Origin of the sequence: Pedobacter cryophilus, from assembly GCF_005116455.1 — a bacterium.
GTDB classification, from domain to species: domain Bacteria; phylum Bacteroidota; class Bacteroidia; order Sphingobacteriales; family Sphingobacteriaceae; genus Pseudopedobacter; species Pseudopedobacter cryophilum.
Window position 1 is genome coordinate 256,069 of the sequence record NZ_SWBP01000002.1, and the last position, 13,181, is coordinate 269,249.

Consider the following 13,181-nt stretch of genomic DNA (forward strand, 5'->3'; position numbering starts at 1 on the left):
TGAAGTATTTTTATTTATTCAATTCATAATGGTTTAATCTGAAACCAATTTTTGTGTATATTTGGTTTGAATTCAAACCAAAATAATGGAAAAACTATTTCAGTATCAGGCTGCTTTACTACAAAAAGTCACTAATGATTTTAACCGTTACTTGTTTAATGAGGTAGAATGGCAAGAAAGATTTGTGGGTATAAAAGGGCTAAGAGGTGTGGGTAAAACCACTTTATTGTTGCAACATCTTAAGTATAATTTAAAGGATACCAGCAAACATTTATATGTGACTTTAGATCATCCTTGGTTTTACAACCATACTTTGTTTGATTTAGCCCAACAGTTTCATCAAATAGGTGGACAAACCTTATTGGTTGATGAAGTACATAAGCTGAAAGATTGGAGTAGCCAAATCAAAATCATTTATGATGGATTGCCAGATTTACAATTGATATTCACCTCCTCATCTGCATTAGATTTATATCGTGGAGAGGCAGACTTAAGCCGACGGGTTTTAAGCTATGAATTAGCGGGTTTGTCTTTTAGAGAATATCTTTCCTTTTTTCATCAAATCCATTATCCAAAAATAGATTTAACAGAACTGTTGCAAAACCATATCCAACATGCTCAATCACTATCAAGTTTGTTTAAGCCTCTTTCCTTATTTCCAGATTATTTAAAAAAAGGATATTTTCCGTTTAGCAAAGGTTTAAGTCAGCATAGCTTTGAAGCAAGACTGATACAAACGATGGAGGTTACTTTAAATGAAGATTTAGCATACATAGACGGATATAATGCTGAACATATTTTTAAGATTAAAAAGTTGTTGGGAATTTTAGCCGAATCTGTTCCTTTTACTGCAAATGTATCTGCCATTGCTGATAAATTAGAAATTGGCAGAAACACCATTAAAAATTATTTACACGCATTAGAAAAAGCAGGCTTATTACATTTCTTAAATAGAGATGGTAAAGGCATTAGCTTACTTCAAAAACCAGATAAAATTTATCTGGAAAACACCAATCTTTCCTACGCTTTAAAAATTTCACCAGATTTAGGTACTTTAAGAGAAACTTTTGTTTTGAATCAACTGATTAATTATAGTGACGAGGTTTTTTTACCTAAAGAAGGGGATATATCCATCAACGAAAAAGGAAATCAATTTATATTTGAAATTGGAGGGAAGGGGAAATCTGCTAAACAAATTCAAAACCTAGAAAATGCTTATGTAATTGCAGATGATATAGAAACAGGTTTTATGAATAAGATTCCGCTGTATTTATTTGGGTTTCTTTATTAGGAATTAGATGGATTGAAGATTTAATTTTTCTGTTAACCGTTACTTTTTCAAAATTTAGATCGTTAACATCATGTACAAAAGTATTTGTAAAATGCGGATTGCAAATATTCCAAATCCTTTTTATTTGCTAGTTAGAGATGCTTATACTCTAACATCACGAACAGCGGTGTGACGAATCAAAAGGCGTCGACTCCGCTCAGCCTGACTTTAATTTGAAGCTCAGAATTCTTTTGCGTTAAGGATGGAAATGGATACCGGCTTTGAGCTTAAGGCCTGTGCAGTATGAATGTACAGCCTGCCCGAACGCCCAAAAACAAAAAAGTCGGTAGTTTATGAAAACCACCGACTTTTCTTTTATAAAAATATCAATCTTATTTCTGTGTTTTCTTTGCTTCTTGCATTGGGTTGCCTCCGGTTGAAGCGCCTCTTACTTGGTTTTGTTGTTTAAACAACTCAAACTTGGTAGGTTGGTTTACTCTTGGGAAGCTGTTGTTGCTGGCGTCAATATCGGCAGTTTCTAAATATGGGTCTAATTTAACAGAAGCCATAGTTTTGGTTTTAGCAAATACCTTGGTTACCTTATTTTCATCCTTACGCCAGATGTAAGCGGGTACGGTTTCTACTTCTTTGGTGCCATCGGTATAAGTCCATTCTATAATAATTGGAGATACCAAACCGCCTATATTAGAGAAATCTAGTTGGTAGAAATTGGTTTTGCTATCATATAGTTTTTTCTCATCAGCACTTAAAGAAGCGTAGTATTTGTTAAAGTTTTCTTTGGTAGCTGGGGTGGCGGCAAAACGATCCCACTTGTTGTAAAAATCTAACAAAGAAGTATCGGCTTCTACGGCAAAGGTAATGCCTGCATCGCGGTTACGCTTTCTGGCAATAATAAAGTTGTTTTCTTCGGCTTGCTTTCTTTGGTAAGCGCTTTCTACTTCAGGGTTTTTGCTATCCATTCTAAAAGCAATCACGTTATCAAGAGAAATATCAACGGCATCTGTTCCGTAAAACCAACCTCTCCAAAACCAATCTAAATCTACTGCAGATGCATCTTCCATGGTTCTAAAAAAATCAGCAGGAGTAGGGTGTTTAAAAGCCCATCTTCTGGCGTATTCTTTAAAAGCGTAATCAAATAACTCACGTCCCATTACGGTTTCTCTCATCACGTTTAAAGCGGTTGCTGGTTTAGCATAAGCATTTGGTCCAAAGTTGATGATGTTCTCTGAGTTGGTCATGATTGGCTCTAACTGGTCTTTAGGCAGTTTCATGTAATCTACAATTAAATGAGCCGGACCTCTACGAGAGGGGTAATTGTTGTCAAATTCCTGCTCGGCTAGGTATTGGCAAAAAGTGTTTAAACCTTCATCCATCCAAGACCATTGGCGCTCATCAGAGTTTACAATCATTGGGAAAAAGTTATGCCCAACTTCATGCGTAATTACGCCAATCATTCCGTATTTGGTAGCTTCAGAATAAGTTCCGTCTTTTTCTGTACGGCCATAGTTAAAGCAAATCATTGGATATTCCATTCCGTTAGATGCTTCTACAGAAATAGCCACTGGGTAAGGATAAGTGATGGTATGTTTTGAATAAACCTTTAAAGTATTGGCAATTACTTTGGTAGAATATTTACGGTATAAACCGTAAGCTTCTGGTCCGTAGTAAGACATTGCCATAGGCGATTTTCCTTCTACATTTACCTTCATGGCATCCCAAACTAATCTGCGAGAGCTTACAAAAGCAAAATCTCTTACGTTCTGAGCATAGTATGTCCACGTTTTTTTAGCTGTGGATTTAGACTTCATGGCATTTTTAGCTTCTGCTAAAGTCACCACCTCAATAGGTTCGTTAGCGCTTTGAGCTTGTTTCCAGCGGTTTAATTGTGCGCCAGTTAATACTGAGCTATAATTTTGACATTCGCCTGTAGAACCAATGATATGATCTGCGGGTACGGTAATGTTTACTTTATAATCTCCAAAAGTTAAAGCAAATTCGCCTCTTCCGGTAAATTGCTTGTTTTGCCAGCCCTGAAAATCAGAGTAAACGGCCATTCTTGGGTACCATTGCGCAATGGTGTATAAATAATTGTCGTCTTCTGGAAAATATTCAGACCCACCACGACCACCAACTGTGGTACGGTCGGTAATTTTATAATTCCAATTAATTTTAAATACAAATTTTGCCCCATGCGCTAATGTTTTTGGCATTTCAATACGCATCATGGTTTGGTTAATGGTGTACTTTAACGCACTACCAGCACCATCTGTAACTTTTAAAATATTTACGCCATAATCATTTGTGCCACCTATAATGGTTTGTAATTGACGGATACTCATTCTATCACCCATTTTACTACCATCAAAAGATTGGTTATCGCTGGTAGATTTATGTTCGTTTTCGTCTAATTGTAACCACAAATAAGTCAGCGGATCTGGCGAATTGTTGGTGTAAGTAACCGTTTCTGAACCAATTAAGCGTTGGTTTTTCTCGTCAATTTCGGCGTTAATTACATAATCAGCTTTTTGTTGCCAATAAGCCGGACCCGGTGCTCCAGAAGCTGAACGGTACATGTTTGGATCACGAATAATGGTTTCTAACTGTTCAAATTTGTTGCCATGGTTGGCACCCGGATTATTCTGTTGAAACTGCGCATAAGCAGCTCCACACAATCCAAAGCTTAATAAAAAAGGGATTAATTTATATTTCATATTTTTTGATATTTAGTATTGGGATGTGATTATTGCGTATTGAGATTTTAGTATTGAGTATCAAGAAGCTAGTATCAAGATGCTTGCGGTCTCATTTTGAACTTTTTACTTAAAACTTATTACCTTAAACTTTCAATTTTTCACTTAAAACTTTTCAACTTCAAAAAGGAAACCGCTCTATAGCCATTACCAAAGCAATCCCGAAAATAGCTGAAGAAAGAAAAAGATTCCATTCTCTTTTTTGCACTCTAATTAGTTTTACAATTAAAAAGGAGAGTAGCAACACCGAAAATACAATAATTATTTGTCCAAATTCTAATCCTATGTTGAAAGCAAATAGCTCTGCAACAACATTGTTGCTTTTACCCAGTAAACTCTTTAAATAATTAGAGAAGCCCATTCCATGGATTAAACCAAAAACTAGTGCTAACAGGTATATAGGGTTGAATTTTTGCTTAAACGTTCTTTTTTTAACAATATTGATAAAAGCAGTAATTACAATAGTAACCGGTATGAGGAATTCTATCCATGCAGATGGAATTAAAATTTGGTTAAAAACGCTGAGCGCCAAGGTTACAGAATGCCCAATGGTAAAGGCAGTCACTAAAATTAAAAGCTTTCGCCAATCGCTTATCAAATAAACACCACATAAAGCCGTTACAAACAAGATGTGATCATAACCTTGCCAGTCTAAAATATGCTGCCAGCCTAATTGAAAAAAAATAGAAAAATCTTGCATCAAATTGTTTTAGTTTTGGTCTGTAAATTGCAAATTATTAATTATGATAAATATAATATTCCTTTTAGCTGCTTTTTTTCATCCTTTCTATGTAAGTGTTACAGAAGTTAATCATAATTCAAAAAACAAAACTGTGGAGATAAGTTCTAAAATATTTTTTGACGATTTAGAGCATGGAATAGAAAAGGAAAATAAGGTAAGTTTTGATATTATTAAACCTACTGATAAAGTAAAAGTGAATACGCTTATAGCTGATTATGTAAAAAAACATTTGATCTTAAAAATTGATGGTAAAGTTTACACTATGAATTTTGTAGGCTATGAAATACAAGGTGAAGCTGCTTGGTGTTATTTCGAAATCCCAAAAATTAATAAGATAAATACGATAGAAATAAACAATAGTATCTTAAACCAATTACATGCTGAACAAATAAATATGTTAAATGTAACGGTAGCGGGTAAAAGGCAAAGTACCAAATTAGATGCTCCGGAGAGTAAGGCGAGTTTTAAGTTTTAGGTTGGTTATCAGACGAAAGTTATCAGATGTTAGATAGTTTGGTTAAATCTTGCCTATTATCCCAAAATATTAATAGCTCTACATATTCATCTTTAATTATATAAAATAAACTTACCTGTTTTACTAAAACACATTTGTAAATATCACTTTCTTTAGAATAAGAATAAAGTTTAGGATGAATACTGATGTTTTGGATGACTGTTTCTGTTCTATTAATAAAAAATTTCAACTCTTTAATTGTCCATTTTTCATTAAGATATTCTAGTATATTAAAATAGGTTAATCTCGCTGTAGGAGACCAAATAATATTAGAAGGAGTCATTTATTTCCCTAGAAATTTATGCTTTATTTCTTCCATCACATTTGAATGTGGAATTCCTTCTTTGTGGTTAAGTTGATTTTTAGCTTTATTAATTCCTTGCTGTACTTCAAAAGGAAGATCATTCCAAAAATCAGTCTCAGATAATTCTAATAAAGATTTTATCTCATTCAACAAGTTTTCGTCTTGACTTTGAATAATTTTTTCAACGATTTTATATTTTATTGAGATATCCATATTTCTCCTACTTTACATTAAAGATAATATTTTTAAATAACAGTGTATCGTTTAAAAAAAATCTAGAAAGTAAAAAGCCGTGATTTGTAATGAAGAACAAATAAATATGTTGAATGTAACGGTGGCGGGTAAAAGGCAAAGTACCAAATTAGATGCTCTGGAGAGTAAGGCAAGTTTTAAGTTTTAGTTGTTTGCTTTAGTTTTAAACCCGATTTGTACCCTGGGTTGGTCTTCTTTTTCTATAAATTTACTGAGATAACTGAATAGGAGTTCTATTTTTTCATCTTGTTTAATAAGTTTCTTTTCTACTTGTTCAACTTTAATAAAAACATCCTTATGTGCTATTAAAAGCTCTCTTATTTTGGTGTAAATTCTCATAATTAGAATATTTACTCTGATAGCTTGCTTACTGTTTAACACACTTGATAACATGAGTATACCATGCTCTGTAAAAGCAAAAGGTATTTTTCTTCTTCCGCCCCAACTTGAAGTCGCATTTTGCGACTTCAAGTACTCAGTTTTTAAAAACCTCATGAATACAAATTAATAATCTTGAATTGAGGTATCGCATTTTGCGATTCCTTTATAAAATAATATCTCTAAACCATAAAAAAAGCCTCCTTTTTGGGAGACTTTTTTTATGGTTTATATGAAATTCTAAAGTACCTCAATACAAATATTACTGATACTGAATATAAACAGGTTTTGGTGTTAATTTCAATAACTCTTGTGGAGTCATTAACCTGTTAGGTGCTTTCTTTAAATCATTTTTGTAAAATATTTTAAAACCTACAAACTGAACTGGTTCTTTATATAAATGGTTACGGTAAGTTCCTTTTTTCAATTCGGGTTCGCCCCAACCGTCCATGTGCATTACAATTTGCACTTCTTTTCTTAATTTAAAATTTTGGTAATTGGTTACCATGCCTTGTGTAAAGCGGTGTACCACTAGTATTTTAGCGGGTAAGTTGTTCTCTTTTACCAATTTAGCCAAGTATTCTGTTGCATAATTTACATCAACTGCATCGTAAGTGCCAATTTTTGATCCAGGTCTTGCTCCAGTTTTCATAGAAAACTCCGGGTCTATTCCTAAATGTACATGAGGCATTTTTAAATACTTTTCTAAACGTGGCAATTCGGCTTTTAAATTACTTAGCGCTACTTGCACATCTAAAAAAACAATGGCATTGTGCATTTTAGCAATAGTTAATGCCGAGTCTATTTGTTTATCTGGCATTCTGTTAATATAATTTCCATCTTTTCCGGGTGTGCCGCTAGCTACTGTAGCAATATAATGTACAGCCGGAATTGATTTAATGGTACTATCTGCTTTGTTCCATTTGGCAACTTCGGCGTTTAGCAAACGCCACATGTCTTTTGGAGCATATTCGCCTAAAGCACCCATTTTTTTAGAATAAAGGTTACCATAAAAAGCAACTATCCTGTTAAAGGGAAGAATGGCGCCATCTTTAGGTAAAACATCTTTTTTTACTGGCCATTTCCCAGTAGTATCTCCGTTGGCTAAATATTTTTGAAGTTCAAAATATTTAGCAGAATCTACTGGTTTAAAGAGGTCTTTTTCTTCGGCAGCTATAGTTTTTGTAGAATCGTTGGTGCTATTGTTTTTTGCTGGTGTTTTACTATCAGCACCAGAGCAAGAGTAAAATAAGGCAGCAACACAAAATAATTGTGGTACTAAAAGCAGGTTTTTTGTCGACAACATTTAATTTTTAATTTATTTGAAATTAGGACTAAGCTTTGGTGTTCTGAAAAAAAGATTTCAACATTATACCGAGCTAAATTTACCAAAAACGCCTAAGGGAAGATTTATTCCACTTTGTGCCTTTAGATACAACTCTCCAATGTCTAAGTTTTTTACTTGAGGGTAAGCACCACGTATTAAATTTTCTACTATGATAGACGAAAAACCGAGCGAATAAGTATTCAAGATCAAAAAATGTTCTTCTGGATCTAACAATTGAACCACTTCTTTCATCATTTCTTTAATCTGATCTTCCAATTTCCATTTTTCGCCTTTAGGGCCATGGCCATAAGCAGGAGGATCTAAAATAATTCCGTTGTAAGTTTTACCTCGCTTTAACTCTCTTTGAACAAACTTTAAAGCATCTTCTACTACCCATCTAATATCTTTTAAATTGGAAATCTCTTGATTTTCGTTAGCCCATGAAACTACTTGTTTAATAGAATCTACATGGGTGGTATCTGCGCCGGCTGCTTTAGCAATTAAAGAAGCGCCGCCTGTGTAGGCAAAAAGGTTGAGTACTTTAGGATTAGGTGTTTTGAATTTTTTGATTTTTGACGATATAAAATCCCAGTTAACAGCTTGTTCTGGGAAAACGCCAACATGTTTAAATGATGTTAAAGCCAATCTTAATTTTATAGATACATCTTTGTTTTGGTAATTTATATGCCATCTATCGGGTATTTTAGAATTCTTTTTTACCCATTCACCAGCTGTAGCCGATCTTCCTTTAAACTTAATATGATGCAGTTTTTGCCATTCACTTTCGGGGAGTAGTTTATCCCAAACTGCTTGAGGCTCTGGTCTAATTAAAATAAGTTCTCCAAACCTTTCTAGCTTTTCGAAATCTCCACAATCTATTAATTCATAATCTTTCCAATGTTGAGGAGAAAGTGCGTTTATAGAAGGTTCTGCCATATATTTGTGTATTCTAAATCGAGTTTTTTTATTTGAATTTTTAAGGATTAAAACTACTTTTTTAATAGCGTTTCCATCAGTTTGGTGGCAAAAACAAAATCATTTAGTTCTTGATTATCTGTAGAGGTAATTTCTTTATTAGAACCTTCCCACCATTTTTTTCCTTGGTGCAAAAATATAATATGATCTCCAATTCCCATCACCGAATTCATATCATGTGTAACTACGGCAGTGGTAATATTGTACTCTTCGGTAATTTCTTTAATTAATTCATCAATCATGATAGAACTTTTTGGGTCTAAGCCCGAGTTGGGTTCATCACAAAAAAGATATTTGGGGTTCATGGCAATAGCTCTGGCTATACCTACTCTTTTTTTCATCCCGCCTGAAAGCTCCGTAGGGTACAATTTATTTTTGCCTGCTAAATTAACCCTTTCTAAAACAAAATTTATGCGATCTAATTTTTCTGCTTTAGATTGTTCTGTAAACATATCTAATGGGAAACGGATGTTTTTTTCTACTGTCATAGAATCAAACAAAGCCGAACCTTGAAAAAGCATTCCAATTTCTTTTCTAATAGGAATTCTTTCATGTGTGTTCATAGAAGTAAAATCTCTGCCGTCATAAAGCACTTTGCCACTATCTGGTTCATGTAATCCCACCATATTCTTCATCAAAGTGGTTTTTCCAGATCCAGATCCTCCAATAATTAAGGTGGTTACGCCTGGTTTAAATTCCGCAGAAATACCCTTAAGTACTTGGTTTTCTCCAAAACTTTTATAAATATCTTTAACTTCTATCATAATAAGAGTTGTGCAATAATGTAATCAGAAACTAAAATAGCTATACAGCTAATTACAACTGCCTTTGTGCTGGCTTGGCCAACTTCTAATGCTCCACCGCTAGTGTAATATCCTTGGTAGGCAGATACTGTTGTGATAATGAAAGCAAATACAAATGCCTTAACCATAGCCACTACTACTGTAAATGGAATAAAATCTGTAGTTAAACCTTGAATAAATTCTGCTGCGGTAACGGCTCCAGAAGCGCTACCTGCTAGGTAACCTCCAGAAATGCTTAAGAAAATAGCTACAATAACTAACATTGGAATCATAATTACGCCTGCAAGTAATTTGGGTAGAATCAAAAATCCAGGCGCATTGATACCCATAATTTCTAAAGCATCAATTTGCTCTGTAACCCTCATGGTACCTATTTGTGATGCAATGCTAGAGCCTATTTTACCTGCTAAAACCAGCGAACAAACGGTAGGACTCAATTCTAAAATAGTAGAATCACGAGTAATTCCACCAATAATAGATTTGGGAATTAAATCACTGGTTAACTGGAAGGCGGTTTGTACGGTGGTTACTGCACCAATAAAAACAGATATAATACTAATGATTCCTAAGGAACCTAAGCCAATATCAACCATCTCTTTAAAGATTTCATTTTTGTAAATGCTAAGTTTCTCTGGCTTTCTAAAAATAGCCTTAAGTAATAGAATATATTTTCCGAAATGGTAAAATATCATAGTTTGGTTTTTGCGTAAAAATAAGCTTTTTTATCTATTGCAAATATTAAACCTAAATTGGTATTAAAATCAAATAAAATGAATGTATTAATTACCGGGGCTTCTAAAGGAATAGGCAAAGCAATTTCATTAAATATGGCAGCAAACGGCCATCACTTAGCTTTGTGCGCCCGAAATTTAAAAGATTTACAAGAGCTTAAAGCAGAGATTGTTAAGCTTTATCCAGCCGTAGAAGTATTTATCAAAGAAGTAGACTGTAGTCAAAAAAAGGCAGTACAGCAATTTGCAGCGCTTTCTTTATCGGCTTTAGGCCAAATAGATGTTTTGGTAAATAATGTAGGCGTATTTGTGCCCTCTTTTATATTAGATGAGGAAGATGATGCTTTAGACCTTCACATGCAAACCAATGTTTATGCGCCTTATTACTTATATAAAAAATTGGCTTCTTTAATGAAAGAAAGACGTTTTGGGTATATTTTTAATATATGTTCTGTGGCTAGTATAGAAACAATTGTAAATGCAGGTTCTTACTGTGTAACTAAATCGGCGTTGCTTAGTCTTAATAACATCATGAGAAAAGAGATGATGGACTATGAGGTAAAAGTAACGGCAATATTGCCAGGTTCTACTTTAACAAACTCTTGGGCAGGCACTTCCATTTCTCCTGATGAATTTATACAACCACAGGATGTAGCATCAGCTATTGATCAAATCATGAAAATGAGCATTGGCGCAAATGTAGATCAAATTGTGATAAAGCCCATCCACGGACAAATTTAGAACAGAAAGGAAAAATTAACATGACTAAGAAATTAACAAGAGACACCAGTAATAAGATGGTTGCTGGCGTGGCATCAGGTTTAGCAAATTATTTTCAGCTTGATGTAACTTGGGTAAGAATTGCTTTTGCTTTAGCAGCTTTTTTTGGCGGCGGTGGAATATGGATTTATATTATTTTATGGATTGCCGTTCCCGAAGAAAATAATGGGCCATTTAAATTTGGAGATTTTAAAACAGATTATAGGGTTAGCCCCGATGAACCAAATAATTTTGAATCTACTTTTAAACCCAAAGAGAAAGTAAATATGAATTTAATTGGGGGATTAGTATTGATTGGTTTGGGCTCTTATTTTCTTTTAGATGAATTTGATATTATTCCTAATTGGTTTCGTTTAGGCAAATTATGGCCTTTGGTATTTGTAGTGATTGGTTTAAGTATTTTATTTAAGGGAGCCAAGCAAGAATCTCAACCAAAAGATTTTGACACCTCAGATTTTAAGAAAAAAACTGATGAAACACCAACAGAAGAAGCAACTAATAAAAACGACTCATTTTAATTAGAAATTATGAAAACAGATAAAATATTTTGGGGAATACTATTGGTATTTATTGGTGGCATATTCCTTTTAGAAAACTTTGGAGTAATAGATTTTAGCTGGCATTACGCCTGGCGTTTTTGGCCAGTAATCTTAATTTTAATTGGCGTAAACATATTATTCTCTCGCTCTAACTCTAAGGTGGGTTTATTAGCAACTACCTTAATTACTATAATGGCTTTGGGCGTAATTACTTATATGGGGCTTCAAAAAAGAGAAAATACATCACGTTGGAATTGGAGTTATTCTGATGATAATGATGAATTTGATAACGATTCTTTAAACAATACAGAAATATCTAGTACTTACATAGAAGATTATGATCCTAAATTTAAAACCGCTAAACTTAATATTAGGGGAGGAGCAAGCGCTTTTGAACTAAGAGCTGGAACTGATAAACTATTTGAAGCTAATTTAAATCAAACAAAGTCTCGTTATTATTTAAAAAAGACAGAGACAGATAGCAGCGCAGTTTTAGATTTCAACTCTAAAAATAAAAAAGGCAATTATTCTTTTAAAAACGAAGAATTTGATGACGTGGTGATGATGTTAAATACACAGCCCTTATGGGATGTAAGCTTATTTTTTGGTGCCGGAAAAGCAGATTTTGACCTCAGTAACCATAAAGTAAAAAGCATTTACTTAAAAGGTGGCGCTGCAGAGTTTAATGTAAAGGTTGGCGATTTATACAATAACGTAAATTTAACAGCAGAAACTGGTGTTGCCGAAGTAAAAATAGAAGTACCAGAAAGTATGGGTTGCCAAATCAAAACTTCAACAGGCTTATCCTCTAAAGATTTTGATGGTTTTGTCAAAAAAGCCGATGGAACTTACGAAACTTCAAATTACCGCTCGGCCGCAAAAAAAATAAATATTGTATTAAAAGGTGGTTTAAGTGATTTTAATGTGAATCGTTATTAAATGAACCAAACAAAATATACTTTAGTTATTAATGGTAAACCAGCCGGACCGTTTACACTAGAGGAATTAAAAACTCAAAAGGTTAAACCCGATTCGTTCCTCAGAACACCCTTAATGGACGATTATAAAGAAGCTCATGAATTCCCTGAATTAAGGGAATTTTTGGGTTTTGCTAAACAATACACAAATCCACAATATTTTGCTGGCTTTGATTTAAGAATGTTAGCCAGCGTATTAGATTGGTTTATCATTGCTGGTATTATTGCCGTTTTAGACCTCATCACCATCTTAATTTTAGATCAAAGAGAGCAAACCATTTTTATATTATTAGCCAATATCATTATCATCCCAGTTTCAAAGTTTGTTTATCAGGTTTATCTCGAGAATGCTCAACAGGCTACCTTAGGAAAAAAAATGTTAAACATTAGAGTCACTAATTTGCAGGGTTTAAAACCTACATTCAATCAAATTTTAATCAGAAATCTTTCTAAAATCATTAGTACAGGGCTGTTTTTCTTTGGATACTTATACAGTTTCCTCAATAAAAAACAACAATGCTTACATGATATAATAGCTGATACCTTAGTAATAAAGGATAGATTGGTGTAGACTTAAATTATCAGTTTTAAAATATTTTGGAAAGCAAAACCAATAAAAGTAATTTCCGCTAGTCCGGCTTTTTATTACAATCTTTTTGTGAAAAACAAAAAGGATTTCCATTTCAATCCGGTTTAGATTATAAATTTTAGTGGTTTTTAACTATGTTTTATTTCTAATGTTCATAACAGAAAAGGGTGTAAGAAGTAACTAGATTTAACTGAGTAATTAGCTCAATATTTTTGTGTTAGGGATTGCA

The 13,181-nt window shown here is 33.6% G+C and carries 15 protein-coding genes; 6 read left to right on the forward strand and 9 right to left on the reverse strand.

The window, feature by feature from the left end; genetic code table 11:
• The first annotated feature begins 85 nt into the window (after nucleotides 1-85).
• On the forward strand, nucleotides 86-1,291 hold the full coding sequence (locus FA046_RS06320) for an ATP-binding protein (RefSeq protein ID WP_136825544.1): 1,206 nt from the start codon (nucleotides 86-88) through the stop codon (nucleotides 1,289-1,291).
• Nucleotides 1,292-1,662: 371 nt separating this feature from the next.
• Here the strand turns inward: FA046_RS06320 and FA046_RS06325 are convergent, their stop codons facing one another.
• Both FA046_RS06325 and FA046_RS06330 read right to left on the reverse strand, forming a co-directional pair.
• Nucleotides 1,663-4,002: a M1 family metallopeptidase gene (locus FA046_RS06325; protein WP_136825545.1), complete on the reverse strand. Its 2,340-nt coding sequence runs from the start codon at nucleotides 4,000-4,002 to the stop codon at nucleotides 1,663-1,665.
• Between the two features lie 160 nt (nucleotides 4,003-4,162).
• Complete coding sequence (locus FA046_RS06330) at nucleotides 4,163-4,741, reverse strand: HupE/UreJ family protein (protein WP_136825546.1); 579 nt, start codon at nucleotides 4,739-4,741, stop codon at nucleotides 4,163-4,165.
• A gap of 43 nt (nucleotides 4,742-4,784) precedes the next feature.
• On the opposite strand from FA046_RS06330, the gene FA046_RS06335 reads away from it, so the two are divergent.
• Nucleotides 4,785-5,258 (forward strand): DUF6702 family protein, encoded by a 474-nt coding sequence (locus tag FA046_RS06335; RefSeq protein WP_136825547.1) that lies wholly within the window; start codon nucleotides 4,785-4,787, stop codon nucleotides 5,256-5,258.
• A 22-nt stretch (nucleotides 5,259-5,280) separates the two neighbouring features.
• Here the strand turns inward: FA046_RS06335 and FA046_RS06340 are convergent, their stop codons facing one another.
• From FA046_RS06340 to FA046_RS06370, 7 genes are all read right to left on the reverse strand, one after another.
• The gene (locus FA046_RS06340; RefSeq protein ID WP_136825548.1) at nucleotides 5,281-5,580 is read right to left on the reverse strand and encodes a type II toxin-antitoxin system RelE/ParE family toxin; all 300 of its coding nucleotides are present in this window, start codon (nucleotides 5,578-5,580) and stop codon (nucleotides 5,281-5,283) included.
• Nucleotides 5,581-5,814, reverse strand: coding sequence for a hypothetical protein (locus FA046_RS06345; protein ID WP_136825549.1), 234 nt, complete (start codon nucleotides 5,812-5,814; stop codon nucleotides 5,581-5,583).
• Between the two features lie 183 nt (nucleotides 5,815-5,997).
• Nucleotides 5,998-6,324: an ORF6N domain-containing protein gene (locus FA046_RS06350; RefSeq protein ID WP_169303317.1), complete on the reverse strand. Its 327-nt coding sequence runs from the start codon at nucleotides 6,322-6,324 to the stop codon at nucleotides 5,998-6,000.
• Between the two features lie 169 nt (nucleotides 6,325-6,493).
• Nucleotides 6,494-7,537 (reverse strand): hypothetical protein, encoded by a 1,044-nt coding sequence (locus FA046_RS06355; protein WP_136825551.1) that lies wholly within the window; start codon nucleotides 7,535-7,537, stop codon nucleotides 6,494-6,496.
• 63 nt (nucleotides 7,538-7,600) lie between these two features.
• Nucleotides 7,601-8,494 carry a class I SAM-dependent methyltransferase gene (locus tag FA046_RS06360; RefSeq protein ID WP_136825552.1) on the reverse strand — a complete coding sequence of 298 codons (894 nt, stop codon included), beginning with the start codon at nucleotides 8,492-8,494 and terminating at the stop codon, nucleotides 7,601-7,603.
• Nucleotides 8,495-8,547: 53 nt separating this feature from the next.
• The gene (locus FA046_RS06365) at nucleotides 8,548-9,297 is read right to left on the reverse strand and encodes an ABC transporter ATP-binding protein (RefSeq protein ID WP_136825553.1); all 750 of its coding nucleotides are present in this window, start codon (nucleotides 9,295-9,297) and stop codon (nucleotides 8,548-8,550) included.
• Nucleotides 9,294-10,028, reverse strand: coding sequence for an MlaE family ABC transporter permease (locus FA046_RS06370; protein WP_136825554.1), 735 nt, complete (start codon nucleotides 10,026-10,028; stop codon nucleotides 9,294-9,296). Before FA046_RS06370 ends, FA046_RS06365 begins: the two co-directional genes overlap by 4 nt.
• 78 nt (nucleotides 10,029-10,106) lie before the next feature.
• Between FA046_RS06370 and FA046_RS06375 the strand changes: the two genes are divergently transcribed.
• From FA046_RS06375 to FA046_RS06390, 4 genes are read left to right on the forward strand one after another with little or no spacing between them, the layout of a single operon-like run.
• Complete coding sequence (locus FA046_RS06375) at nucleotides 10,107-10,808, forward strand: SDR family oxidoreductase (RefSeq protein ID WP_136825555.1); 702 nt, start codon at nucleotides 10,107-10,109, stop codon at nucleotides 10,806-10,808.
• Nucleotides 10,809-10,828: 20 nt separating this feature from the next.
• Nucleotides 10,829-11,365: a PspC domain-containing protein gene (locus FA046_RS06380; protein WP_136825556.1), complete on the forward strand. Its 537-nt coding sequence runs from the start codon at nucleotides 10,829-10,831 to the stop codon at nucleotides 11,363-11,365.
• A 9-nt stretch (nucleotides 11,366-11,374) separates the two neighbouring features.
• On the forward strand, nucleotides 11,375-12,325 hold the full coding sequence (locus FA046_RS06385) for a LiaI-LiaF-like domain-containing protein (RefSeq protein WP_136825557.1): 951 nt from the start codon (nucleotides 11,375-11,377) through the stop codon (nucleotides 12,323-12,325).
• Nucleotides 12,326-12,934 (forward strand): RDD family protein, encoded by a 609-nt coding sequence (locus tag FA046_RS06390; RefSeq protein WP_136825558.1) that lies wholly within the window; start codon nucleotides 12,326-12,328, stop codon nucleotides 12,932-12,934. It begins immediately after the preceding gene.
• Nucleotides 12,935-13,181: the final 247 nt, after the last annotated feature.

What these genes read in the sequence shown, in the direction of transcription:
- FA046_RS06375 (WP_136825555.1), top strand. Translation starts at nt 10,107, where the DNA reads ATGAATGTATTAATTACCGGGGCTTCTAAAGGAATAGGCAAAGCAATT.
- FA046_RS06330 (WP_136825546.1), bottom strand. Translation starts at nt 4,741, where the DNA reads ATGCAAGATTTTTCTATTTTTTTTCAATTAGGCTGGCAGCATATTTTA.
- FA046_RS06380 (WP_136825556.1), top strand. Translation starts at nt 10,829, where the DNA reads ATGACTAAGAAATTAACAAGAGACACCAGTAATAAGATGGTTGCTGGC.
- FA046_RS06320 (WP_136825544.1), top strand. Translation starts at nt 86, where the DNA reads ATGGAAAAACTATTTCAGTATCAGGCTGCTTTACTACAAAAAGTCACT.
- FA046_RS06345 (WP_136825549.1), bottom strand. Translation starts at nt 5,814, where the DNA reads ATGGATATCTCAATAAAATATAAAATCGTTGAAAAAATTATTCAAAGT.
- FA046_RS06325 (WP_136825545.1), bottom strand. Translation starts at nt 4,002, where the DNA reads ATGAAATATAAATTAATCCCTTTTTTATTAAGCTTTGGATTGTGTGGA.
- FA046_RS06365 (WP_136825553.1), bottom strand. Translation starts at nt 9,297, where the DNA reads ATGATAGAAGTTAAAGATATTTATAAAAGTTTTGGAGAAAACCAAGTA.
- FA046_RS06335 (WP_136825547.1), top strand. Translation starts at nt 4,785, where the DNA reads ATGATAAATATAATATTCCTTTTAGCTGCTTTTTTTCATCCTTTCTAT.
- FA046_RS06390 (WP_136825558.1), top strand. Translation starts at nt 12,326, where the DNA reads ATGAACCAAACAAAATATACTTTAGTTATTAATGGTAAACCAGCCGGA.
- FA046_RS06370 (WP_136825554.1), bottom strand. Translation starts at nt 10,028, where the DNA reads ATGATATTTTACCATTTCGGAAAATATATTCTATTACTTAAGGCTATT.
- FA046_RS06355 (WP_136825551.1), bottom strand. Translation starts at nt 7,537, where the DNA reads ATGTTGTCGACAAAAAACCTGCTTTTAGTACCACAATTATTTTGTGTT.
- FA046_RS06385 (WP_136825557.1), top strand. Translation starts at nt 11,375, where the DNA reads ATGAAAACAGATAAAATATTTTGGGGAATACTATTGGTATTTATTGGT.
- FA046_RS06340 (WP_136825548.1), bottom strand. Translation starts at nt 5,580, where the DNA reads ATGACTCCTTCTAATATTATTTGGTCTCCTACAGCGAGATTAACCTAT.
- FA046_RS06360 (WP_136825552.1), bottom strand. Translation starts at nt 8,494, where the DNA reads ATGGCAGAACCTTCTATAAACGCACTTTCTCCTCAACATTGGAAAGAT.